The organism is Acidovorax sp. LjRoot66, from assembly GCF_964253305.1.
Lineage (GTDB): Bacteria > Pseudomonadota > Gammaproteobacteria > Burkholderiales > Burkholderiaceae_C > Acidovorax.
Genome location: NZ_CAXUQU020000001.1, coordinates 6471400 through 6492688, shown reverse-complemented (window position 1 = coordinate 6492688; position 21289 = coordinate 6471400). Strand labels below are relative to the sequence as shown.

21 protein-coding genes are annotated in these 21289 nt (G+C 67.6%); 17 read left to right on the top strand and 4 right to left on the bottom strand.

Translation table 11 applies throughout. From position 1 onward, the window contains the following. The first annotated feature begins 116 nt into the window (after positions 1–116). From ACSQ3Y_RS30390 to ACSQ3Y_RS30375, 4 genes are all read left to right on the top strand, one after another. A complete protein-coding gene (locus ACSQ3Y_RS30390; protein WP_436179869.1) occupies positions 117–821 on the top strand; it encodes a DUF4197 domain-containing protein in 705 nt (234 codons plus the stop codon). Between the two features lie 257 nt (positions 822–1078). After that, on the top strand, positions 1079–1492 hold the full coding sequence (locus ACSQ3Y_RS30385) for a YchJ family protein (RefSeq protein ID WP_436179868.1): 414 nt from the start codon (positions 1079–1081) through the stop codon (positions 1490–1492). A gap of 32 nt (positions 1493–1524) precedes the next feature. After that, complete coding sequence (locus tag ACSQ3Y_RS30380; RefSeq protein WP_057201556.1) at positions 1525–2181, top strand: HAD family hydrolase; 657 nt, start codon at positions 1525–1527, stop codon at positions 2179–2181. 72 nt (positions 2182–2253) lie between these two features. Then, a complete protein-coding gene (locus ACSQ3Y_RS30375) occupies positions 2254–3630 on the top strand; it encodes a patatin-like phospholipase family protein (RefSeq protein ID WP_200961099.1) in 1377 nt (458 codons plus the stop codon). Between the two features lie 6 nt (positions 3631–3636). Here the strand turns inward: ACSQ3Y_RS30375 and ACSQ3Y_RS30370 are convergent, their stop codons facing one another. After that, positions 3637–4305 carry a glutathione S-transferase family protein gene (locus tag ACSQ3Y_RS30370; protein WP_057201557.1) on the bottom strand — a complete coding sequence of 223 codons (669 nt, stop codon included), beginning with the start codon at positions 4303–4305 and terminating at the stop codon, positions 3637–3639. Positions 4306–4375: 70 nt separating this feature from the next. Then, a complete protein-coding gene (locus ACSQ3Y_RS30365) occupies positions 4376–5458 on the bottom strand; it encodes an AraC family transcriptional regulator (protein WP_436179867.1) in 1083 nt (360 codons plus the stop codon). A gap of 130 nt (positions 5459–5588) precedes the next feature. Between ACSQ3Y_RS30365 and ACSQ3Y_RS30360 the strand changes: the two genes are divergently transcribed. From ACSQ3Y_RS30360 to ACSQ3Y_RS30300, 13 genes are all read left to right on the top strand, one after another. Beyond that, positions 5589–7319, top strand: a complete 1731-nt coding sequence (locus ACSQ3Y_RS30360) for an AMP-binding protein (protein ID WP_436179866.1) — start codon at positions 5589–5591, stop codon at positions 7317–7319. A 12-nt stretch (positions 7320–7331) separates the two neighbouring features. Then, on the top strand, positions 7332–8939 hold the full coding sequence (locus tag ACSQ3Y_RS30355; protein ID WP_057269151.1) for a carboxyl transferase domain-containing protein: 1608 nt from the start codon (positions 7332–7334) through the stop codon (positions 8937–8939). Between the two features lie 12 nt (positions 8940–8951). Beyond that, entirely contained in the window at positions 8952–9752 is an 801-nt protein-coding gene (locus ACSQ3Y_RS30350; RefSeq protein WP_436179865.1) for an enoyl-CoA hydratase/isomerase family protein, read from the top strand. A 20-nt stretch (positions 9753–9772) separates the two neighbouring features. Beyond that, positions 9773–10492 (top strand): DUF4126 domain-containing protein, encoded by a 720-nt coding sequence (locus ACSQ3Y_RS30345; protein WP_436179864.1) that lies wholly within the window; start codon positions 9773–9775, stop codon positions 10490–10492. 6 nt (positions 10493–10498) lie between these two features. Further along, positions 10499–12511, top strand: a complete 2013-nt coding sequence (locus tag ACSQ3Y_RS30340) for an acetyl/propionyl/methylcrotonyl-CoA carboxylase subunit alpha (protein ID WP_436179863.1) — start codon at positions 10499–10501, stop codon at positions 12509–12511. Positions 12512–12541: 30 nt separating this feature from the next. Beyond that, positions 12542–13462 carry a 2-hydroxyacid dehydrogenase gene (locus ACSQ3Y_RS30335; RefSeq protein WP_436179862.1) on the top strand — a complete coding sequence of 307 codons (921 nt, stop codon included), beginning with the start codon at positions 12542–12544 and terminating at the stop codon, positions 13460–13462. Positions 13463–13497: 35 nt separating this feature from the next. Continuing rightward, complete coding sequence (locus ACSQ3Y_RS30330; protein ID WP_436179861.1) at positions 13498–13971, top strand: DUF3592 domain-containing protein; 474 nt, start codon at positions 13498–13500, stop codon at positions 13969–13971. A gap of 28 nt (positions 13972–13999) precedes the next feature. After that, complete coding sequence (locus ACSQ3Y_RS30325; RefSeq protein WP_436179860.1) at positions 14000–14908, top strand: hydroxymethylglutaryl-CoA lyase; 909 nt, start codon at positions 14000–14002, stop codon at positions 14906–14908. A gap of 85 nt (positions 14909–14993) precedes the next feature. Then, positions 14994–15518 (top strand): YbaK/EbsC family protein, encoded by a 525-nt coding sequence (locus tag ACSQ3Y_RS30320; protein ID WP_436180193.1) that lies wholly within the window; start codon positions 14994–14996, stop codon positions 15516–15518. Further along, a complete protein-coding gene (locus ACSQ3Y_RS30315) occupies positions 15515–15784 on the top strand; it encodes a DUF1289 domain-containing protein (RefSeq protein ID WP_436179859.1) in 270 nt (89 codons plus the stop codon). Before ACSQ3Y_RS30320 ends, ACSQ3Y_RS30315 begins: the two co-directional genes overlap by 4 nt. Then, entirely contained in the window at positions 15781–16434 is a 654-nt protein-coding gene (locus ACSQ3Y_RS30310; protein WP_436179858.1) for a 2-hydroxychromene-2-carboxylate isomerase, read from the top strand. The genes ACSQ3Y_RS30315 and ACSQ3Y_RS30310 overlap by 4 nt, the downstream gene beginning before the upstream one ends. 247 nt (positions 16435–16681) lie before the next feature. Further along, complete coding sequence (locus ACSQ3Y_RS30305) at positions 16682–18352, top strand: MFS transporter (protein WP_436179857.1); 1671 nt, start codon at positions 16682–16684, stop codon at positions 18350–18352. A gap of 151 nt (positions 18353–18503) precedes the next feature. Next, positions 18504–18662 (top strand): hypothetical protein, encoded by a 159-nt coding sequence (locus ACSQ3Y_RS30300; protein ID WP_007858372.1) that lies wholly within the window; start codon positions 18504–18506, stop codon positions 18660–18662. 205 nt (positions 18663–18867) lie between these two features. On the opposite strand, the gene ACSQ3Y_RS30295 is transcribed toward ACSQ3Y_RS30300, so the two are convergent. Together ACSQ3Y_RS30295 and ACSQ3Y_RS30290 are read right to left on the bottom strand one after the other, a co-directional pair. Next, positions 18868–19935 (bottom strand): ABC transporter substrate-binding protein, encoded by a 1068-nt coding sequence (locus tag ACSQ3Y_RS30295; protein ID WP_436180192.1) that lies wholly within the window; start codon positions 19933–19935, stop codon positions 18868–18870. A 161-nt stretch (positions 19936–20096) separates the two neighbouring features. Continuing rightward, complete coding sequence (locus tag ACSQ3Y_RS30290) at positions 20097–21215, bottom strand: ABC transporter substrate-binding protein (RefSeq protein WP_436179856.1); 1119 nt, start codon at positions 21213–21215, stop codon at positions 20097–20099. Positions 21216–21289: the final 74 nt, after the last annotated feature.

The window sequence follows — 21289 nt, the reverse complement described above, 5'->3', positions numbered from 1 at the left end:
CCAGTCTACGGCGTGCGAGTGTCGGCGAAAATCGGACACCATCGCGCTTCCACGCAGGCCGGCAGGCCTGGGTGGATGACCTGATTTTTAATCGTGTTTGATCAGAGAGGCCACGCATGCTGCGTCGCGAATTCCACCAAGCCAGCCTGGGCGCCCTGGGCACCTTGCTGCTGGCCTACGCCAGCAACGTGCAGGCCCTGTCGCTGGGCGATCTGTCGGCCGCCGATGCCTCGGGCGGCCTGAAGGCGGCCCTGTCGCAGGGCGTGCAGGCCGCCATCGCCTCCCTGGGCCGGCCCGATGGCTTCCTGGGCAACCCGCGCGTGCGCATCGGGCTGCCGGGCACCCTGGACGATGCCGCCAAGGTCATGAAGTCGCTGGGCCAGGGGCGGCGCATCGACGAGCTGGTCACCTCCATCAACCGCGCTGCCGAGGCTGCCGTGCCACTGGGCCAGGACCTGCTGGTGCAGGCCGTCAAGAATATCAGCGTGACCGACGCGAGGAACATCCTGACCGGTGGCGAAACCTCGGTGACGGCCTTTTTTGCCGAGAAGACGCGCACTGCGCTGGGCGAGCGCTTCCTGCCCGTGGTGAACCAGGCCACCGAGAAGGTCGGCCTCACGCAGAAGTACAACGCCTTCGCCGGCAAGGCCGCCAGCTTCGGCCTGCTCAAGGCCGAGGATGCCAACCTGGCCCAATACGTCACCGGGCGCACGCTCGATGGCCTGTACCTCATGATCGGTGAGGAGGAGCGCCGCATTCGCCAGAACCCTGCGGCCGCCGGCAGTGCCTTGGTCAAGAAGGTATTTGGCGCAATGAAATGAAGCACCCCTTGAGTCGCTTCGCGCCTCGGTGCGTCCGCCAGGGGCGGCCGCTCTTCGGGCACGTCCAAGCCTGCGCAGGCAGGCTTGGAGCCGCGGCCCTCAGCCCCTCTCTCATATTGCTTCGCAATCTGGGAGGGGGACGCCCTCGGTGCGGCGGGGCGGCCCTTGCACGGGGGCGCTGGCCTTGGCCGCGCCAGTTTCATGCGCTGCGGGTGATTCCCAGCATTGTGGATAACTGATATGGCAGTCTAAAACCCATGGCATCCCCTGAACCCACCAACGCCTGCTCCTGCGGCCAGACCAACGCGCGCCAGCAACCCCTGGCCTATGCCGCATGCTGCGGCCGCTATGTCGACCATTTCGACACCGCGCCTGCGCCCGATGCGCCCAGCCTCATGCGCTCGCGCTACAGCGCCTTCGTGCTCGAACGGGCAGACTACCTGCAGGCCACCTGGCACCCGCGCACCCGGCCTTCCCAACTGGACTTCGATCCCGGCGCACGCTGGCTGGGCCTCACGGTGCGCAGCCAGCGCAGCACGGGCGAGGACATGGCCGAAGTCGAGTTCGTCGCACGCTACCGCGTGGGCGGCCGCGCCGTGCGCCTGCACGAGACCAGCCGCTTCGTGCGCGAGGACGGGCGCTGGTTCTATGTCGATGGCGACCAGCAATGACCCACTCCTTTCTTTTTTGTGAGCCTTGATCCATGACCTTCGAAGCCATCCTGTTCGACTGCGACGGCGTGCTCGTCGACAGCGAGCACATCACCAACGGCGTGCTGCGCACCATGCTCAACGAAGCGGGCTGGGCCATCACGCACGAAGAGTGCATGGACTATTTCATCGGCCGCACGGTGCGCAGCGCCACTGCCCGCATCGAGGCCGAGACCGGCCGGCCGCTGACCGACGAGTGGATGGCATCCTTCTATGCCCGCCGCAATGCCGAGCTGGACCAGCACCTCGTGGCCATCGAGCACATCCACCCCACCATCGAGCGCGTGCACGCCCACCACGGCGGGCGCATCGCTTGCGCCTCGGGGGCCGACCGCTTCAAGGTGGAGATGCAGCTGGTCAAGGTGGGGCTCATGCCGTACTTCGAGGGGCGTATCTTCAGCGGCCACGAGGTTCCCCACACCAAGCCGGCACCCGATGTGTACCTGGCCGCGGCCGCCGCGCTGCAGGCCGATCCGGCGCGTTGCGCCGTGGTGGAAGACACGACCATCGGCGTGACGGCCGGCGTCGCGGCGGGCGCCACCGTGTTTGCCTATGCGCCGCTGGGCATTGGCGACGATGCCCTGCGTGCGGCCGGTGCGTCGCAGGTGTTCCGCAGCATGGCTGAGCTGCCGGCGCTGCTGGGCTGCTGAAGGTCCGTTACGATCCGGGAAAAGGGAGAACGCATGCGCTCTGCAAGCCTGGGAGAGAGAACGCAACGGTGGATGCGTCGCGGCGCGCTGCTGGCTGCCATGGGGATGCTGTCGGCATGCTCATCGGTACGCCCCTGGGTCAATGAGCCCATGCCGCTGCAGGAGCAGGCGGTCACGCAGCGCCCGTCCCAGCGCGATCCAAGCATCCTGGTCGCAGTCACCCTCTCGGGCGGCGGTGCGCGCGCGGCGGCCTTCGGTTTCGGCGTACTCACCGAGATGCAGAACACGGTGTTCGAGTGGAACGGTCGGCGCACCACGCTGCTCGACGCGACCGATGTGGTCAGCGGCGTCTCGGGCGGCAGCATCGTGGCCGCCTACTATGCGGCGCATGGCATCGAGGGGCTGCCGCGCTTCGAGCATGAGTTCCTGCGCCAGAACTTCCAGAACAGCCTGATCACCCAGGCCCTGCGCCCTGGCAACCTGGTGGACCTGACTTCGCCCTGGCTCGGCCGCACCCACCTGCTGGCGCGGCGGCTCGACGAGCTCTATGCCGGCAAGACCTTTGGCGACGTGGAAAGGCGCCCTCGCCACCCGCAGCTGTTCATCACCGCCACCGACATGTCGCTGGGCACGGGTTTCGAGTTCACCTGGGACCAGTTCGCGCTGATCTGCTCGGACCTGCGCACCGTGCCGCTGTCCTTCGCGGTGGCCGCCTCGTCGGCCGTGCCGCTGCTGCTCAGCCCGATGACGCTGAAGAACCATGCGGACCAGTGCGCCACCCGCCCCGCAGGGAGCCACCTGGCGCGCGCCAATGCAGGGGACTATCGTTCGCGGCTGTACCGGGTCAACGAGCAGAGCTACCTCGATGCCAGGCGCAAGCCCTACATCCACCTGGTGGATGGTGGGTTGTCTGACAATCTGGGCGTGCAGCGCCTGCTTGACCGCGCGCTGGCCGGCGGCGGCCTGCGCGAGAGCTTCAGCGAGGTGGGCATCCCGCCGGGCAGCATCCGCAAGCTGGTGCTGATCACGGTAAACGCCGAGCGCGACCCCTCGTTCAACATCGACACCAGCGACAAGGTGCCCGACATGCTGCAGGTGGTGGATTCCCTTCTGTTCGGCACCGGCTCGCGCGCCACACGCGAGACGCAGGAATACCTGCGCGACATCACCGAGCAGTGGCGCAAGACCCTGGCCGTGAGTCCGCACAGCGGCGGCGACGTGTTCGCGCCGAACGCCGAGATCCACGTGGTGTCGGTCAATTTGCGCGACTCGCCCGACGACGTGGCGCGCCCGCGCCTGCTGCAGATCCCCACGGCGTTTTCCATCGAGCAGCACGAGGTCACGGACCTGATCGAGGCCGGTGGCAGTGTGCTCCGGCACTCGCCCGAGTTCCGGGCGCTGGTGAAATCGCTGCCGGTGTACCAAGCACCCCAAGGGGCGCCGCAGTAGCCTGACTCAGGGTCTTGTGTCCGGAGCGGGTGTGGTCGGCACGTCCTGCTCCTCTGCCGCTTCGAGCTGCGCCGCCATGGCGCGCTGGTAGCCGGGGCGCTGCTGCAGGCGGTGCCAGTACATCAGCGTGCGCTCGCCGAACTCGGGCGACAGGCCCAGGTGCTCGGCCAGCAGCAGCGCATAGCCCACCGAGACATCGGCGGCGGTGAAGCGGCCGGCGCAAAGGTACTCGCCATGGGCGAGGGCGGTTTCCACCGCGCGCAGGCGGGCCAGGAACCAGCGGCGGTAGTCCTCGACCACCTGGGGCTGCTGGCGTGCCTTGGGCTCGAAGCGACCGTAGCGCAGCACCAGGGTCTGGGGAAAGGTCAGCGTCGCCTCGCCCATGTGCAGCCAGTTGAGGTAGGCACCGTAGGCCGGGTCCACGGCACGCACGTCCAGCCCGGCATCGGGGTGAGCGGCAGCCAGGTACTGGCAGATGGCGGCCGATTCGGTCATGCGCACGGCGTCCTGCACGAACAGGGGCACGGTGCCCAGGGGGTTGAGCTCCAGGAAGCTGCGCGCCTTCAGCCGTGGAGGAAAGGGCAGCATGTGCAGCGAGTACGGCAGCTGCAGCTCCTCGAGCATCCACAGGGGACGGAACGAGCGTGCGCTGACGCAGTGGTACAGGTGGATCATCGGCATTGGGGTTCAGTGTAGTGCGCGGCCATGGCCGCAGGGTTCCCCACGCTGCCAGTGCGGTTGCAGATCATGCCGCCGTCCGGGCCAGGCGGCGGTACTCGGCCGGCGAATGCCCGGTCCATCCCTTGAAGGCGCGGATGAAGCTTTTCTCGTTGACGAAACCCGCCGCCTCGGCCACCTGCTTGATGGGCCGGTCGCTGCGGTGCAGAATTTCCATGGCGCGGTTCTGGCGCACCTCGTCCTTGAGGCCCTGCAGGGTGGCGCCTTCCTCCTTGAGCTGGCGGTGCAGCGTGCGCGGTGATACGTGCAGCAGGTGCGCCAGCGATTCGGCGCTGTGCGAGGCCAGTGCCTGGCCTGGGTGGCCCTGCACGGGGGCTCCCAGCAACTGGCGCACGCGGGCTACCAGTAGCCGGTCGCGCCGGTACTGCAGCACCGTGAGCGGCAGCGCATGCTGCAGCATCTGGCGCAGCGCGGCCTCGTCGCGCCGCAGGGGCAGGCTGAGGTAGCGGGCGTCGAAGTGGATGGCGGTCTGCGGGGCGCTGAAGCGCACCGGTCCCCCGGGGAACAGCACGCCATACGCCTCGGCATGCGGCGGCGCGGCAAAGGCGAACTCGGCCGCCAGCAGCGGCACGCGCGAGTCCACCATCCAGCAGCCCAGGCCCAGTGCGTTGCGCAGCACCGAGACCAGGCAGAACTCGCGCAGGGAGCCCAGGTCGCGGTTCTCCTCGATGGAGAGTGTGGATGTGGTGTCGGCTTGCGTGAGGCGCAGGGTGATGTCGTCCGCCAGCAGACCATGGTGGCGGCACCAGCGCTTGAGCGCCACGCGCAGGTCGGGCGAGCTGATGGAGGCGCGTGCCAGCATGCCGTAGCTGCCCCAGGGCAGGCGCCGGCCGAACCAGCCCAGGGCCTCGTCGTCGAGCTCGCGCATGGCTGCGCCCGAGATCTCCTCCATCTGCCAGGCGGTGATGCGGGCGCCTTCGTCGAACAGCAGGCCGGGCGCAATCTGTGCCTGGGCCAGCGCCCAGGCGGGGCTCATGCCGCGGCGCCTGTAAGCGAGTGCAATCGCCTGCACAAAGGCAATCGGGGTGGCCGCAGGGGCGGCCTTGGGGGCGGGAAGCCCGCTGGAGGCGACGGGGGCAGGGGATTTCACGGGGTACAGTGTGCATGAGTCGTGGCACGATTTGCAACCTTTGTGTCCACCACGGGCCGCGGTGGGCTTCTATGCTTGGGGTGACATTGCCCATGCCGCGCGGGCAAGCGATACGCAAGGAGACAAGACAATGGGTGCAGCCATGCCTTCCGCCACCACCCCACTGGTCACCAGCCTGGCCCGTGGCGCCACCGACGTGCCGCTGATCGAGCAGACGCTGGGCGATTTCTTCGATGCCATGGTGGCCCGCCAGCCCGAGCGCGAGGCGCTGGTCAGCGTGCACCAGCAGCTGCGCTACACCTACCGCAGCCTGCAGGCCGAGGCGCGGCGCTTGGCCAGCGCCCTGCTGGGCCTGGGCTTGGTGCCGGGCGACCGTGTGGGCATCTGGTCGCACAACAATGCCGAGTGGGTGCTGATGCAGTTGGCCACGGCGCAGGTGGGCCTGGTGCTGGTGAACATCAACCCGGCTTACCGCACCTCCGAGGTGGAGTACGCGCTCAACAAGGTCGGCTGCCGGTTGCTGGTGAGCATGGCGCGCTTCAAGACCAGCGACTACCTGGGCATGCTGCGCGAACTGGCGCCCGAGTGGCAGCGCCAGGAGCCGGGCCGCCTGGGCGCGGTGAACCTGCCGCACTTGAACACCGTGGTGTGGATCGACGAGGCCGGGCAGGGCGCCGACGAGCCGGGCCTGCTGCGCTTTTCGGACCTGCTGGCGCGCGGCGGTGTGGCCGATGTGCGCGTGGCCGAGGTGGCCGCCGGCCTCCAGGCCACCGACCCCATCAACATCCAGTTCACCAGCGGCACCACGGGTTTCCCCAAGGGTGCCACGCTCACGCACCGCAACATCCTGAACAACGGCTTCTTCATCGGCGAGTGCATGCGCCTCACCCCTGAAGACCGGCTGTGCATCCCCGTGCCGCTGTACCACTGCTTCGGCATGGTGCTGGGCAACCTGGCCTGCTTCACGCACGGCGCGACCATCGTCTACCCCAACGACGGGTTCGATCCGCTCACCGTGCTGCAGACCGTGCAGGACGAGCGTTGCACCGGCCTGCACGGCGTGCCCACCATGTTCATTGCCGAGCTGGACCACCCGCGCTTTGCCGAGTTCGACCTGTCCACTCTGCGCACCGGCATCATGGCCGGCTCACCCTGCCCGACCGAGGTGATGAAGCGCGTGGTCGAGCAGATGCACCTGTCCGAGATCACCATTGCCTACGGCATGACCGAGACCAGCCCCGTGAGCTGCCAGAGCAGCACCGAGACGGCACTGGAAAAGCGCGTCTCCACCGTGGGCCAGGTGCAGCCGCACCTGGAGGTGAAGATAGTGAATCCCGATACGGGCGAAGTCGTGCCCGTGGGCGAGCGCGGCGAGCTGTGCACGCGCGGCTATTCGGTGATGCACGGCTACTGGGGCGACGAGGCCAAGACCCGCGAGGCCATTGACGCCGAGGGCTGGATGCACACCGGCGACCTGGCCACCATGGATGCCGAGGGCTACGTGAACATCGTCGGCCGCATCAAGGACATGGTGATCCGCGGCGGCGAGAACATCTACCCGCGCGAGATCGAGGAGTTTCTCTACCGCCACCCACAGGTGCAGGACGTGCAGGTGGTGGGCGTGCCCGACGCGAAGTACGGCGAGGAGCTGTGTGCCTGGATCGTGGTCAAGCCCGGCCAGGAGCTGACCGAGGAGGCCGTGCGCGCCTTCTGCAAAGGCCAGATCGCGCACTACAAGGTGCCGCGCTACATCCGCTTCGTCACGGGCTTTCCGATGACGGTCACGGGCAAGATCCAGAAATTCAAGATCCGCGACGAAATGAAGGACCAGCTGGGGCTGGCCGAAGAAAAGACTGCTTGAAAGATCCGCTGCATGACCATCCTAGACACCCAACTGAACGCCCGCTCGGCCGACTTCCTGGCCAACGCGGCCGCCATGCGCACCCTGGTCGATGACCTGCGCGGCCACCTCGACAAGGTGGCCCAGGGCGGCGGCGAGGCCGCCCGCGCCAAGCACACGGCGCGCGGCAAGCTGCTGCCGCGCGAGCGCGTGCAGATGCTGCTGGACCCGGGCACGCCCTTCCTGGAGCTGGCACCCCTGGCCGCGCTCAACATGTACAACAACGATGCGCCCAGCGCCGGCCTGATCGCCGGCATCGGCCGCGTGAGCGGCGTGGACTGCATGGTGGTGTGCAACGACGCCACGGTGAAGGGCGGCACCTACTACCCGCTCACCGTCAAGAAGCACCTGCGCGCGCAGGAAGTGGCGCAGCAGAACCACCTGACCTGCATCTACCTGGTGGACTCGGGCGGCGCCAACCTGCCCAACCAGGACGAGGTCTTCCCCGACCGCGACCACTTCGGCCGCATCTTCTTCAACCAGGCCAACATGAGCGCCCAGGGCATCTCGCAGATCGCCGTGGTCATGGGCAGCTGCACGGCCGGCGGCGCCTATGTGCCGGCCATGAGCGATGAGTCCATCATCGTCAAGAACCAGGGCACCATCTTCCTGGGCGGCCCGCCGCTGGTGAAGGCTGCCACGGGCGAGGTGGTCACGGCCGAGGACCTGGGCGGCGGCGACGTGCACACGCGCCTGTCGGGCGTGGCCGACCACCTGGCGCAGAACGACCTGCATGCGCTGCAGCTGGCGCGCAATGCGGTGCGCAACCTCAACAAGGCCAAGGCCGCAGCGCCGGCGGACAGCGCGCCGCTGCCGCCGAAGTTTGCCGGTGAAGAACTCTACGGCGTGATCCCGGTGGACACGCGCAAGCCCTTTGACGTGCGCGAGATCATCGCCCGCATCGTCGATGGCAGCGAGTTCGACGAGTTCAAGGCGCGCTATGGCACCACGCTGGTCACGGGCTTCGCGCGCATCGAGGGCATGGCCGTGGGCATCATCGCCAACAACGGCATTTTGTTCAGCGAGTCGGCCCTCAAGGGCGCGCACTTCATCGAGCTGTGCTGCCAGCGCAAGATCCCGCTGGTGTTCCTGCAGAACATCACCGGCTTCATGGTCGGGCGCAAGTACGAGAACGAAGGCATCGCGCGCAACGGCGCGAAGATGGTCACGGCCGTGGCCACGGCCGCCGTGCCCAAGTTCACCATCATCATCGGCGGCAGCTTCGGCGCCGGCAACTACGGCATGTGCGGCCGCGCCTACAGCCCGCGCTTTCTGTGGATGTGGCCCAACGCGCGCATCAGCGTCATGGGCGGCGATCAGGCCGCCGGCGTGCTGGCCACCGTCAAGCGCGATGGCATCGAGGGCAAGGGCGGCCAGTGGAGCGCCGAGGAGGAAGAAGCCTTCAAGGCTCCCATCCGCCGCCAGTACGAAGACCAGGGCCACCCCTACTACGCCACTGCGCGCCTGTGGGACGACGGCGTGATCGACCCGGCCGACACGCGCCGCGTGCTGGCGCTGGGCCTGGCTGCGACACGCAACGCGCCCATCGAAGACACGAAATTCGGTTTGTTCCGCATGTAAGGACGGTCCAGCATGAGCAATCCCAACCTGACCATTGCCTACGAGGGCGCCGTGGCGCGCATCACGCTCACCCAGCCCGAGATCCGCAACGCCTTCAGCGACGAAGTCATCGCCGAGATCACTGCCGCCTTCACCGAAGTGGGCGCACGCGCCGACGTGCGCGCCGTGGTGCTGGCGGCCGAGGGCCCGGCCTTCTGCGCGGGCGCCAACCTCAACTGGATGCGCCGCATGGCCGACTACACGCGCGACGAGAACGTGGCCGACGCGGGCAAGCTGGCCGAGATGCTGCGCGTGATCTACGAGTGCCCCAAACCCACCATCGCGCGTGTGCAGGGCGATGTGTACGCAGGTGGCGTGGGCCTGGTGGCCGCCTGCGACATGGCGGTGGTGGTGGATACAGCGGGCTTTTGCCTGAGCGAGGTGAAGCTGGGCCTGATCCCTGCGACCATCAGTCCTTACGTGATCCGCGCCATGGGTGCGCGCGCGGCGCACCGCTACTTCCTCACGGCCGAGCGCTTCAGCGCGGCCGAGGCCCTGCGCATCGGCTTCGTGCACGAGGTGGTGGTGGCCGACCCGGGCATGGAGGCGCTGGACGCCAAGGTCAACGAACTGCTCAAGGCGCTGACCAGCGCCAGCCCGGCGGCCGTGCGCGCCTGCAAGAAGCTGGTGATTGATGTGGCCGAGCGCGAAATCGACGCACAGCTGATCGACGCCACGGTGCAGGGCATCGCCGACATCCGCGCCAGCGAGGAAGGCCGCGAGGGCGTGCAATCCTTCCTGCAAAAGCGCAAGCCCGCCTGGCTGGCCGTGTGATCCTCTGACAGGAAATCCCCATGGACGCACTCTGGCTCAGCATCGTTCAGTGGCTGCACACCATCGGCCTGCACGTGGACGCGGGCACGGCCCGCGACGTCGCCGGGGGCGTCGCGCGCGCCACCCAGCAGCTCGACATGCCCGGCCTGCTGGCCCTGGCGGCGGCTTTGGGCTGGGCCAGCGGCGTGCGCCTGTACGCCGTGGTGTTCATGGTCGGCGCCATGGGCTGGGCCGGCTGGCTGCCGCTGCCGCCGGGCCTGGCGGTGCTGCAAAGCCCGATGGTGCTGGCGGTCAGCGGTTGCATGCTGGTGGTGGAGTTCTTTGCCGACAAGGTGCCCTGGTTCGACAGCCTCTGGGATGCCGTGCACGCCTTCATCCGGGTGCCTGCCGGGGCGCTGCTGGCGGCCGGCGTGTTCGGCGCTGACAGCGCCACCATGGGGCTGGTGGGCGGGCTGATGGGGGGCTCGCTGGCCGCCACATCCCTGGCCACCAAGATGACGGCGCGCGCTGCGGCCAACACCTCGCCCGAACCGTTCTCCAACTGGGGCCTGTCCTTTCTTGAGGACGGGCTGGTGGTGGGCGTGGTCTGGCTCGCCACGCAGTACCCGGTGACCTTCGGTGTGGTGCTGGTGGTGATGCTGGTGGTCTCGGTGCTGCTGCTGGTGGTGCTCTTCAAGTTTCTGCGCGCCGTGCTGCGGCGCTTGTCTTCTCTTCTTTCGGCGCCCGCTAAGGCGGTTTGAAACCCTATGTTTAACAAGATTCTTATTGCCAACCGCGGCGAGATCGCCTGCCGAGTCGCTGCCACCGCCCGCCGCATGGGGGTGAAGACCGTGGCCGTGTACTCCGATGCAGACGCCGGTGCCAAGCATGTGGCCGTGTGCGACGAGGCCGTGCACATCGGCGGCAGTGCTCCCAAGGAGAGCTACCTGCAGTGGCAGCGCATCATCGCCGCCGCCAAGGCCACGGGTGCGCAGGCCGTGCACCCCGGCTACGGTTTTCTGAGCGAGAACGAGGAATTCGCCCAGGCCTGCGCCGACGCGGGCCTGGTGTTCATCGGCCCGCCTCCTTCGGCGATCCAGGCCATGGGGCTCAAGGCAGAGTCCAAGCAGCTCATGGAGAAGGCCGGCGTGCCGCTGGTGCCCGGCTACCACGGTGCCGACCAGGACCCGGCCCTGCTGCAGCGCGAGGCCGACCGCATCGGCTACCCGGTGCTCATCAAGGCCAGCGCCGGTGGCGGCGGCAAGGGCATGCGCGCGGTGGATTCGGCGGCCGAGTTCGCCGATGCCCTGGCCTCGTGTCAGCGAGAGGCCATCAACAGCTTCGGCGACGATGCGGTGCTGATCGAAAAGTACGTGCAGCGCCCGCGCCACATCGAGATCCAGGTGTTTGGCGACACCCAGGGCAACTACGTCTACCTGTTCGAGCGCGACTGCTCGGTGCAGCGCCGCCACCAGAAGGTGCTGGAGGAAGCACCGGCCCCGGGCATGACCGAGGCCATGCGCCAGGAAATGGGCAACGCCGCCGTGGCCGCCGCCCGCGCGGTGAACTACGTCGGCGCCGGCACGGTGGAGTTCATCGTCGAGCAGCGCGCCGACGGCAGCATGAACTTCTTCTTCATGGAGATGAACACCCGCCTGCAGGTGGAGCACCCCGTGACCGAGGCCATCACCGGCCAGGACCTGGTGGAGTGGCAGCTGCGCGTGGCCTCGGGCGAGCCGCTGCCGCTGGCGCAGGACCAGCTGCGCATCACCGGCCACGCCATCGAGGCGCGCATCTGCGCAGAGAACCCCGACAACAACTTCCTGCCCGCCACGGGCACGCTGCACGTGTACGGCCTGCCGTCCCACGTGGCCTTCGAGCGCGGCACGGTGCGCGTGGACTCGGGCGTGCGCCAGGGCGATGCCATCAGCCCGTTCTACGACTCCATGGTGGCCAAGCTCATCGTGCATGGCGACACGCGCGAGCAGGCCCTGGCCCGCCTGGACGAGGCCCTGGCCCAGACGCACATCGTGGGGCTGGCCACCAATGTGCAGTTCCTGCGGCGCGTGGCACGCACCGATTCGTTCGCCCAGGCACAACTTGACACCGCGCTGATCCCGCGCGAGCAGGCCGTGCTGTTCAAGAGAGAGGACGTGGGCCTGCCGCTGGCCGCCGCCAGCGCCGTGGCGCAGACCCTGCTGCGCGAGCGCGCCGCCGAGGGCGTGGACCCGTTCAGCCGCCGCGATGGCTTCCATACGCATGGCGTGGTGCAGCGCCGCTTCGAGTTCGAGTTTGGCGGCGAGCATGTGAAAGCCTGGCTTACCTACGAGCGCGGCGGCAGCCTGCACCTGGCCGTGGGCGAGGGCGATGCCCAGGTGGCCGAGCCGCTGGTGTTTGCCACCACGGGCGATGCCATCGACCTGCAGTTCGCCGGCCAGCGCACGCGCGCCGCCGTGTACGCCCAGGGCGAGGTGGACCATGTGTTCACGCCCGTGGGTGCCACGCAGATCGTGGCCATCGACCTGCTGGCCCATTCCGGCGAAGCGGCGGCCGAGGGCGGGCGCCTCACGGCCCCCATGCCCGGCAAGGTGGTGTCGTTCGCCGTCAAGGCCGGCGACAAGGTCGCCAAGGGCCAGGCCCTGGCCGTGATGGAGGCGATGAAAATGGAGCACACTATTGCCGCCCCGGTGGATGGCGTGGTGCAGGAGCTGCTCTATGCGCCTGGCGACCAGGTGGCCGAAGGGGCCGAGCTGCTCAAGCTGGCGGCAGTGGCTGCCTGACCCCCTGCAGGCGCGGTACGCTTACGGCCCATGAACATCACTTTTTGCTGTACCGATACCAAGCCCGAGCCTTGGCTGCAAGGCCTGCAGGCGGCCCTGCCCGATGCCTCCATCTCCGTCTGGCAACCGGGCGCACCCCAGGCCGACTACGCCGTGGTCTGGGCGCCGCCCCAGCAGTTCATGGACGAGCAGCAGGCCCTGAAGGCGCTTTTCAACATCGGCGCGGGCGTGGATGCCCTGCTCAAGCTGCGCCTGCCGCCCGGCGTGCGCGTGGTGCGTCTCGATGACGCCGGCATGGCCGTGCAGATGGCCGAGTACGTGTGCCACGCCGTCATCCGCCACTTCCGCGAGTTCGACGCCTACGAGGCCGACATGCAGGCCGGCCGCTGGGGCTACCGCAAGCCGCGCCTGCGCAGCGAGTTCCCGGTCGGTGTGATGGGGCTCGGCGTGCTGGGCGAGCGCGTGGCGCGGGCGCTGGGGCAGTTCGACTTTCCGGTCAACGGCTGGAGCCGCTCGCCCAAGGCCATCGAGGGCGTGCGCGGGTTCAGCGGTGCCGAGGGGTTCAACGATTTCCTCGCTGCCAGCCGGGTGCTGGTCAACCTGCTGCCGCTCACGCCCGATACACAGGACGTCATGAACCGCGAGACCCTCTCGCGCCTGCAGCCCGGTGCCTATGTGGTCAACGTGGCGCGCGGCGCGCACCTGGTGGAAGAGGACCTGCTGGCCCTGATCGACAGCGGACATGTGGCCGGCGCCACGCTGGACGTGTTCCGCCAGGAGCCCCTGCCCGTCGGCCATGCGTTCTGGAACCACCCGCGTATCGTGGCCACGCCGCACACCTCGGCGCGCACGCTGCGCGAGGAGAGCATTGCGCAGATTGCGGGCAAGATGGCGGCGCTGCAGCGCGGCGAGGCTGTGGCCGGGATCGTGGATCCGGGGCGCGGATACTGAGGTTCGCAGGGCACCGACGCACGGGCAACCACGCCATGGCCACTTCCTTTCTCTGCCCGTTCTTGGGCCTGCTCGGCTGGTTCCTGTTGTTGCCGGGTGCGCTGTCTGCGCTGGGCGCTGCCTGGCTGCTGGCCGTGAGCCTGAATCTGGTGGGCGACATGCGCTCGGCCCAGGGCCGGGTGGTGGCCCTGGTGCCGGGCACCGTGGGCACGCAAGGGCGCCTGGGCCAAGGCAGCAAGAGCGTGGTGGAGTTCACGGCCCACGACGGTCGCACCCTGCACGTGACCGATCCGGTGCTGCGGCGGCTGCAGGCAGAGCACGCCATCGGCGAAGCCGTCACGGTGCGCTACCCCGCCAAGGACCCGCTGCAGGCCGAGATCAGCAGCTCCCGCTGGATCAAAAGCTTCATCGGCATTGCCATGCTGCTGGCAGGCCTGGTCGCCACGGCCGTGGGCGGGCTGTTGTTGCGCCTGCGGCCCAAGCCGGTCATGGCTGCTCCCGCATCCTGAAAACCACTATTCCCTCGGAGACTTCCCCATGAGCATTCCTGCCAAAGTCAAACTCGTCGATGTGGGTCCGCGCGACGGCCTGCAGAACGAGAAATCCCCCGTACCGGCCGAAATCAAGATCGGCCTGGTGCACCGCCTGCAGGAGGCGGGCCTCAAGAACATCGAGGTCACCAGCTATGTCTCGCCCAAGTGGGTGCCGCAGATGGCGGACAACCACGAGGTCATGGACGGCATCGCGCGCCAGGCGGGCATTGTCTACTCGGTACTCACGCCCAACCTCAAGGGCTATGAAGCCGCGGTGATCGACCGTCCCGACGAAATCGTGGTCTTCGGTTCGGCCAGCGAGGCCTTCAGCCAGAAGAACATCAACTGTTCCATTGCCGAGAGCATCGAGCGCTTTGCCCCCGTGGTCGAGGCCGCGCGCGCGGCCGGCATCCATGTGCGCGGCGCCATGAGCTGCACGGTGGGCTGCCCCTACGAGGGCGAGATCGCGCCCGAGCGCGTGGCCTACCTGGCCGGCCTCATGAAGGGCATCGGCGTGCAGCATGTGGGCGTGGCCGACACCATCGGCGTGGGCACGCCACGCAAGGTGCAGCGGGCCATGGAGGCCACCTTGCAGCACTACGGCATCGACGATGTCTCGGGCCATTTCCACGACACCTACGGCCAGGCCCTGGCCAACACCCTGGCCACGCTGGAGATGGGCGTCTGGCAGTACGACACTTCCGTCGCGGGCCTGGGGGGCTGCCCCTATGCCAAGGGCGCCACCGGTAACGTGGCCACCGAAGACGTGGTCTACATGCTGCACGGCATGGGCATCGACACCGGCATCGACCTCGACAAGCTCATCGATGCGGGTGCCTACATCAGCAACTTTTTGAACCGCAAGCCCAACTCGCGCGCGGCCAATGCCTTGCTGACCAAGCGGGCGGGCTGACCGCCGGGGCCTGGAAGGCCCGACAATGGGGGACCAGCGGGCGGCACCGTGCCGCCCCACCATGACCAGTGCGGGAACCTTGGATATGTGCGGAGCGGAACTGAAGAACTTGCCGGAAGGCGTGCAACGGGTGGCAGCAGCGCTGCAGGCGCAGGGCCATCCGCACATGCCGCAGATGCTCGACGATGCGGCGCGCACGGCGCAGCAGGCGGCCGATGCCCTGGGCATCCTCGTCGGCCAGGTGGCCAAAAGCATCATCTTTCGGCGCAAGAGCGACGACGTGGCGGTGCTGGTGGTGACCTCGGGCGACCGGCGCGTGGACGAGAAGAAGGTCGAGGCCCACGTCGGCAAGGTCGGCCGGGCCGATGCCGAGTTCGTCAAGGCACGCACCGGCTTTTCCATCGGCGGCGTGTCGCCGCTGGCGCATGCCACGCCGCCCGTCACGCTGATCGACCGCGATCTGCTGCGCTTTGACGTGGTGTGGGCTGCGGCCGGGCATCCACACAGCGTGTTCCCGCTACACCCGAACGACCTCGCGCGCCTGACCGGCGCGCCGGTGGTGGACGTGGTGCAGGAGCCCGCACCACCTGTGCCACCCGCCGCAGCATGACCCCGGTCGAGCTGCTGGACAACCACGCCCGCCAGATCGGCGCAGCCGGGCATTTCGATGCCCGCAGCCAGGAGCCCATGCCCTCGCCCTGCATCTCGGTGTGCCGCATGTCACCCGACCGCAGCCACTGCGAGGGCTGCTTTCGCACGCTGGACGAGATCCGCATCTGGGGCGGCGCCGACAGTTCCGTGCGCCGCACCATCTGGGCGCAATTGCTGCTGCGCGCGGGCATCGCTCCGTTTGACGCCAAGAAGGTATCGCCATGAAACGCATCACGTTCTACCTGGACTTCATTTCGCCCTATGCCTGGCTGGCCTTCGAGCGCCTGCCCCAGGTGCTGGAGGGGCTGAGCTACAGCGTGGCCTACCAACCGGTGCTGCTCGGTGCCCTGCTGGCGCAGCACGCCAACCCGGGCCCGGCCGGCATCGCGCCCAAGCGCGAATGGACCTACCGCCATGTGACCTGGCTCGGCCATGCACACGGCATCGGCCTGCAGATGCCGGCGCGCCACCCCTTCAACCCGCTGCCGCTGCTGCGCCAGGCGCTGGCCTGCAGCGACGACGGCACCATCAACCGCTACGTGGCTGGCACCGTGCTGCGCCATGTCTGGCACGGCGGGCAGGACGCGCTGGACCCGGCGCGCATGGCTGATCTGGCCGCCGCATTGGCCGAGCAGCTGCGGCCCGGCCAGGACATTGCGAGCGAGGGCCCCAAGGCGCTGCTGCGTGCCAACACCGCGACCGCCCAGGCTGCCGGGGTGTTCGGCGTGCCCGCCTTCGAGGTCGATGGCAAGCTGTTCTGGGGGCTCGACGGCCTGCCGATGCTGCGCGCCTACCTCGTTGGCGATGCGTGGTTTGAGGGGTCGGACTGGGATGGTGTTGCGGCGCTCCCTTCGGGTCTCGCGACCAAGGGCTGATGACGGTGGGCTGGCCGGCGCTTCCTGACAGCCTGCCTGTCAGCCTGTCGGGGTAAACACCGCCCTCCGTCCTCGCCTTCTCGCATGCTGAAAGCGGGCGCAAGGGTTTCACCTTAAGTTGTCAGAGCGCGGTCAGTTTGGTGAAAGGCCCTGTTGGTTTCGCGTCAGAGGGGGGTCAGTGCAATCTCCAAGAATGTGGGCAGCCGCACCAGAGGGCGGTCTGAATACATCACACAGGAGACAAACCATGGCAACCCATCCCGCACCGCGGCCGATGTCCGCCGAAGAGAAGAAGGTCATCTTCGCTTCGTCGCTCGGCACCGTTTTCGAGTGGTACGACTTTTATCTGTACGGCTCGCTCGCAGCCATCATTGCCAAGCAGTTCTTCAGCGGTCTGGATGCGGGCGCAGCCTTCATCTTCGCGCTGCTGGCCTTCGCGGCGGGTTTCCTGGTGCGGCCTTTCGGCGCCATCGTGTTCGGCCGCCTGGGCGACATGATCGGGCGCAAGTACACCTTCCTGGTCACCATCCTGATCATGGGCCTGTCGACCTTCATCGTCGGCCTGCTCCCGAGCTATGCCACCATTGGCGTGGCCGCTCCCATCATCCTGATCGCGCTGCGCATGCTGCAGGGACTGGCGCTGGGCGGTGAGTACGGCGGTGCCGCCACCTACGTGGCCGAGCATGCCCCGCACGGCAAGCGCGGTGCCTACACCTCCTGGATCCAGACCACGGCAACGCTGGGCCTGTTCCTGAGCCTGCTGGTGATCCTGGGCGTGCGCCTGAGCCTGGGTGAGGCGGTGTTCTCTGACTGGGGCTGGCGCGTTCCGTTCCTGGTGTCCATCCTGCTCCTGGGCATCTCGGTGTGGATCCGCCTGTCGCTGTCGGAATCGCCAGCCTTCCAGAAGATGAAGGCCGAGGGCAAGACCTCCAAGGCCCCCCTGGCCGAGTCGTTCGGCCAGTGGAAGAACCTGAAGATCGTGATCCTGGCGCTGGTGGGCCTGACCGCCGGCCAGGCCGTGGTCTGGTACTCGGGCCAGTTCTACGCACTGTTCTTCCTGACGCAGCAGCTGAAGGTGGACAACACCACGGCCAACCTGCTGATCGCCGCCGCTCTGCTGCTGGGCACGCCCTTCTTCGTGGTGTTCGGTACGCTGTCGGACAAGATCGGCCGCAAGCCCATCATCATGGCCGGCTGCCTGCTGGCCGTGGTCACCTACTTCCCCGTGTTCAAGGCGCTGACCGAAGCCGCCAACCCTGACCTGGCCAAGGCCCAGGCCACGGCCGGCGTGGTGGTGACAGCCGACCCAGCCTCGTGCTCCTTCCAGGGCAACCCGGTGGCCCGTGAGATCGATTTCCGCACTTCCTGCGACATCGCCAAGCGCTACCTCGTGCAGAACTCGGTGAGCTACGACAACGTGGCAGGCCCTGCTGGCTCGCCCGCCGTCATCAAGATCGGCACCAAGACCGTCGAGGCGCCTACCGGCACCGTGGTGAACCTGAAGTTCGACGAAGCCTCTGCCAAGTCCATCGCGGCCTTCAAGAAGGAAGTATCCGAAGACCTGAAGCTGGCCGGGTACCCAACCAAGGCCGACCCTGCCAAGACCAACAAGGTTCTGACGGTGGTGCTGCTGTTCTGGCTGGTGCTGCTGGTGACCATGGTGTACGGCCCCATTGCCGCCATGCTGGTGGAAATGTTCCCGACCCGCATCCGCTACACCTCGATGAGTCTGCCCTACCACATCGGCAACGGCTGGTTCGGCGGCCTGCTGCCCACCACGGCCTTCGCCATCGTGGCCCAGACCGGCAACATGTACAACGGCCTGTGGTACCCCATCATCATCGCGGGCATGACCCTGGTGATCGGCACGCTGTTCATCCGCGAGACCAAGGACGTGGACATCTACGCCAACGACTGACGATTACGGCAACTGCGACCAGTGCCCGCCTCCCCCGGGGCGGGCACTGTGTTCCAGAAAAGGGCCTCGCACGCACCATGCGGCGCTGCGAGGCCCTTTTGTTGAACAAGCATTCAAGCAACCCCCTTAAAAAACCCAGGAGATATGAGCCATGTGGAAGATCGTTGTCGGATTCGTGCTGTTTGCGGCCCTGTCGCTGTTCGTCATCATGAAGGCGGGTGACAAGGTGGACATGGGCGGTGAGCAGCATGGCGGCGACTCCCTGCATGTGCCCGCCGCGCCTGCCTCGGGGGCCAGCGCAGCGCATTGAAAAAAGCACCCCCTGAGGCGCTGCGCGCCTTCACCCCTCTCTCGGCTCGCTGCGCGAGCCGGGAGGGGGACGCCCCCGGTGCGGCGGGGCGGCCCTTGCACGGGGGCACTGGCTTGGGCGGCACCAGTTTCACAAGCCGTGGGCCTGTGCTGCGGCCCGATGCCAGTCGGAGATGCCCGCTGGACTGATGGCCGTGCAGTCCCCGCTACCGTTTAAACCGGCCGTCGGTGCCGATGATGGAGAGGTCGGAGAAGTCCAGGCCTGAATGGTCGGTGCTGCTGTAGGAGAGGGTGAGCCCGCCCATGTCCCAGTTGCGGATGCCTTCCAGGCCCGCGTGCAGCTTGGCGCGATCGGGCTTGGGACCGGCGCGTTTGAGGCCTTCCACCAGCACCTTGGCGCTCACGAAGCCTTCCACCATGGCGGGCGTCAGTTCGCTCACGCCGCCGGCCTTGGCCAGGTCCATGGCCTCCTTGATCAGTGCGTAGTTCACCGAGCGCTCGGAGGGGAAGACCTGCGTCACCACCACGCCGCGCGCGCTTTCGCCCAGGGCCTTCACGAAACCACCCGAGGCGTTGTTCGACAGCGTCACGATCTGCCCGGTGACGCCCGCAGCGCGCAGCGCCTTGATACCGTCCACCACGGCGGCACCGGTGCCGACGAAGACCACGGCCTGGGGCTGCTTTTGCTCCACGCGCGGCGCGATGGCGGAGTAGTCGGGCTTGGCGCGGTCGAACTTCTCGATGAACAGGGCCTCGATGCCGTTGGCCTTGAAGCCGGCCTGGGCGCCTGCCAGCCCGTCGGCTCCGAAGGTGTCGTCCACGTGCACCACACCAATCTTCCGGATGCCCAGGGTGTTCAGGTGGGTGATGGCTTTTTCCACCTCGCGCTGGTAGGTGGCGCGCACGTTGAAAACGTACTTGAGCACCGGCTTGTGCAGCACCATGGCGCCGGTGGATGGGCCGATGAGCGGCACGCCGTGCTGCTCCAGCACCGGCACGATGCCCTGGGTGTGGGGCGTGCCGCGCGTCATGAAGAGGCCGATCACCCCCTTCTGCTCGATCAGCGTGCGGGTGTTCTCCAGCGTCAGCTTGGGGTCGAACTTGTCATCGAGCGTGATGACCTCGACCTTCTGCCCTGCCACACCACCGCGTGCGTTGATGTGGTCGATATAAAGTGCCGCGCCTTTCATGGACTCCTGCACGGTGGCCGCGGCCGAGCCGGTCACGCCCACCGTCTGGCCGATCAGGATCTGCGCATGCGCCGCGCCCCCCATGGCCAGCAGGGCAAAGACGGCGCTGGCCGTGAAGGGGTGGATGGCGGCGGCAACATTCTTCATGAGGACCCTGACGGAGGTGCGTGGCAGTGTAGGGTGAAGGTGTGACAAATGGTAGCCAAAATGGCCGGCGGGTGCCACCCCGTCCACAAGACCGGGGCTCAGCGGCGGAACTTGCCGTCCGTGCCGATGATGGACAGGTCGGCAAAGTCCAGACCCGTGTGGTCGTCGGGGCTGTAGCTCAGCTCCAGACCCCCGAGGTCGAACTTGCGGATGCCCTCCAGTGCTGCCTGGATCTTCTCGCGCGTGGGTTTGGGGCCGGCGCGCTTGAGGCCCTCGACCAGCACCTTGGCGGCGGCAAAGCCTTCGAGCATGGCCGGGCTGATGTCGCCCACCCCCTTGGCCTTGGCCAGTTCCTGCGCCTCCTTGACCATGCCGTAAGTGACGGCGCGCTCGTTGGGGTACACCTGGGTCACGATCACGCCGCGTGCATTGGGCCCCAGGCTCTTGATGAAGCCGCCCGAGGCGTTGTTGGACAGGGTCACGATCTGCGCACCCGAGCCCGCGGCGCGCAGCGCGGTGCCGGCATCCACCACGGCCGAACCCGAGGCAACCATCAGCACGGCCTGCGCCTGGGCCTTGGCGACCTTGGCGGCAATCGGGGCAAAGTCCGGCTTGGCGCGGTCGAATTTTTCCAGTACCACGGCGGTCAGCTTGCTGGCTGCCAGGCCTTTCTGGGCACCCGTCACGCCGTCGGCGCCAAAGCTGTCGTCGGCGTACATCACCGCGATGCGGGTGATCCCCATGGAGGCCAGGTGGGTCATGGCCTTTTCGGCCTCGCGCTGGTAGGTGGCACGCACATTGAAGATGTTCTTGCGCACCGGCTGGTGCAGCACCATGGCCCCCGTCGAGGGGCCGACCAGCACGACGCCGTGCTTGTCCAGCAGCGGAATCATGGCCTCGGTATGGGGCGTGCCGCGCGTGAGGAACATGGCCAGCACGTTCTTGTCCTCGATCAGCACGCGGGCGTTCTCGGCGGCCAGCTTGGGGTCGAACTTGTCGTCCATCGAGACCAGCTCGATCTTCTGCCCGTTGACGCCCCCCTTGGCGTTGACGGCATCAATGAACAGCTTCGCGCCGTCCGAGGTTTCTTTCACGCCCGCCGCCACCTGGCCCGAGTAGCCTGCCGTCTGCCCGATCAGGAGCTGGGCATGGCCCATGCCGCACAGCGCCGCAGCGAGGACGGTTGCGGTCCCCCATTGTTTCCATGTGGTGTTCATGGTTGTCTCCTTGAATTATCTGGTCACTCTAAACAGAAGCGCCCCGTTTGCGAACCGGCATAACCCGATGCTGT

What these genes read in the sequence shown, in the direction of transcription:
- ACSQ3Y_RS30390 (WP_436179869.1), top strand. Translation starts at nt 117, where the DNA reads ATGCTGCGTCGCGAATTCCACCAAGCCAGCCTGGGCGCCCTGGGCACC.
- ACSQ3Y_RS30385 (WP_436179868.1), top strand. Translation starts at nt 1,079, where the DNA reads ATGGCATCCCCTGAACCCACCAACGCCTGCTCCTGCGGCCAGACCAAC.
- ACSQ3Y_RS30380 (WP_057201556.1), top strand. Translation starts at nt 1,525, where the DNA reads ATGACCTTCGAAGCCATCCTGTTCGACTGCGACGGCGTGCTCGTCGAC.
- ACSQ3Y_RS30375 (WP_200961099.1), top strand. Translation starts at nt 2,254, where the DNA reads ATGCGTCGCGGCGCGCTGCTGGCTGCCATGGGGATGCTGTCGGCATGC.
- ACSQ3Y_RS30370 (WP_057201557.1), bottom strand. Translation starts at nt 4,305, where the DNA reads ATGATCCACCTGTACCACTGCGTCAGCGCACGCTCGTTCCGTCCCCTG.
- ACSQ3Y_RS30360 (WP_436179866.1), top strand. Translation starts at nt 5,589, where the DNA reads ATGGGTGCAGCCATGCCTTCCGCCACCACCCCACTGGTCACCAGCCTG.
- ACSQ3Y_RS30355 (WP_057269151.1), top strand. Translation starts at nt 7,332, where the DNA reads ATGACCATCCTAGACACCCAACTGAACGCCCGCTCGGCCGACTTCCTG.
- ACSQ3Y_RS30350 (WP_436179865.1), top strand. Translation starts at nt 8,952, where the DNA reads ATGAGCAATCCCAACCTGACCATTGCCTACGAGGGCGCCGTGGCGCGC.
- ACSQ3Y_RS30345 (WP_436179864.1), top strand. Translation starts at nt 9,773, where the DNA reads ATGGACGCACTCTGGCTCAGCATCGTTCAGTGGCTGCACACCATCGGC.
- ACSQ3Y_RS30340 (WP_436179863.1), top strand. Translation starts at nt 10,499, where the DNA reads ATGTTTAACAAGATTCTTATTGCCAACCGCGGCGAGATCGCCTGCCGA.
- ACSQ3Y_RS30335 (WP_436179862.1), top strand. Translation starts at nt 12,542, where the DNA reads ATGAACATCACTTTTTGCTGTACCGATACCAAGCCCGAGCCTTGGCTG.
- ACSQ3Y_RS30330 (WP_436179861.1), top strand. Translation starts at nt 13,498, where the DNA reads ATGGCCACTTCCTTTCTCTGCCCGTTCTTGGGCCTGCTCGGCTGGTTC.
- ACSQ3Y_RS30325 (WP_436179860.1), top strand. Translation starts at nt 14,000, where the DNA reads ATGAGCATTCCTGCCAAAGTCAAACTCGTCGATGTGGGTCCGCGCGAC.
- ACSQ3Y_RS30320 (WP_436180193.1), top strand. Translation starts at nt 14,994, where the DNA reads ATGTGCGGAGCGGAACTGAAGAACTTGCCGGAAGGCGTGCAACGGGTG.
- ACSQ3Y_RS30315 (WP_436179859.1), top strand. Translation starts at nt 15,515, where the DNA reads ATGACCCCGGTCGAGCTGCTGGACAACCACGCCCGCCAGATCGGCGCA.
- ACSQ3Y_RS30310 (WP_436179858.1), top strand. Translation starts at nt 15,781, where the DNA reads ATGAAACGCATCACGTTCTACCTGGACTTCATTTCGCCCTATGCCTGG.
- ACSQ3Y_RS30305 (WP_436179857.1), top strand. Translation starts at nt 16,682, where the DNA reads ATGGCAACCCATCCCGCACCGCGGCCGATGTCCGCCGAAGAGAAGAAG.
- ACSQ3Y_RS30300 (WP_007858372.1), top strand. Translation starts at nt 18,504, where the DNA reads ATGTGGAAGATCGTTGTCGGATTCGTGCTGTTTGCGGCCCTGTCGCTG.
- ACSQ3Y_RS30295 (WP_436180192.1), bottom strand. Translation starts at nt 19,935, where the DNA reads ATGGGGGGCGCGGCGCATGCGCAGATCCTGATCGGCCAGACGGTGGGC.
- ACSQ3Y_RS30290 (WP_436179856.1), bottom strand. Translation starts at nt 21,215, where the DNA reads ATGAACACCACATGGAAACAATGGGGGACCGCAACCGTCCTCGCTGCG.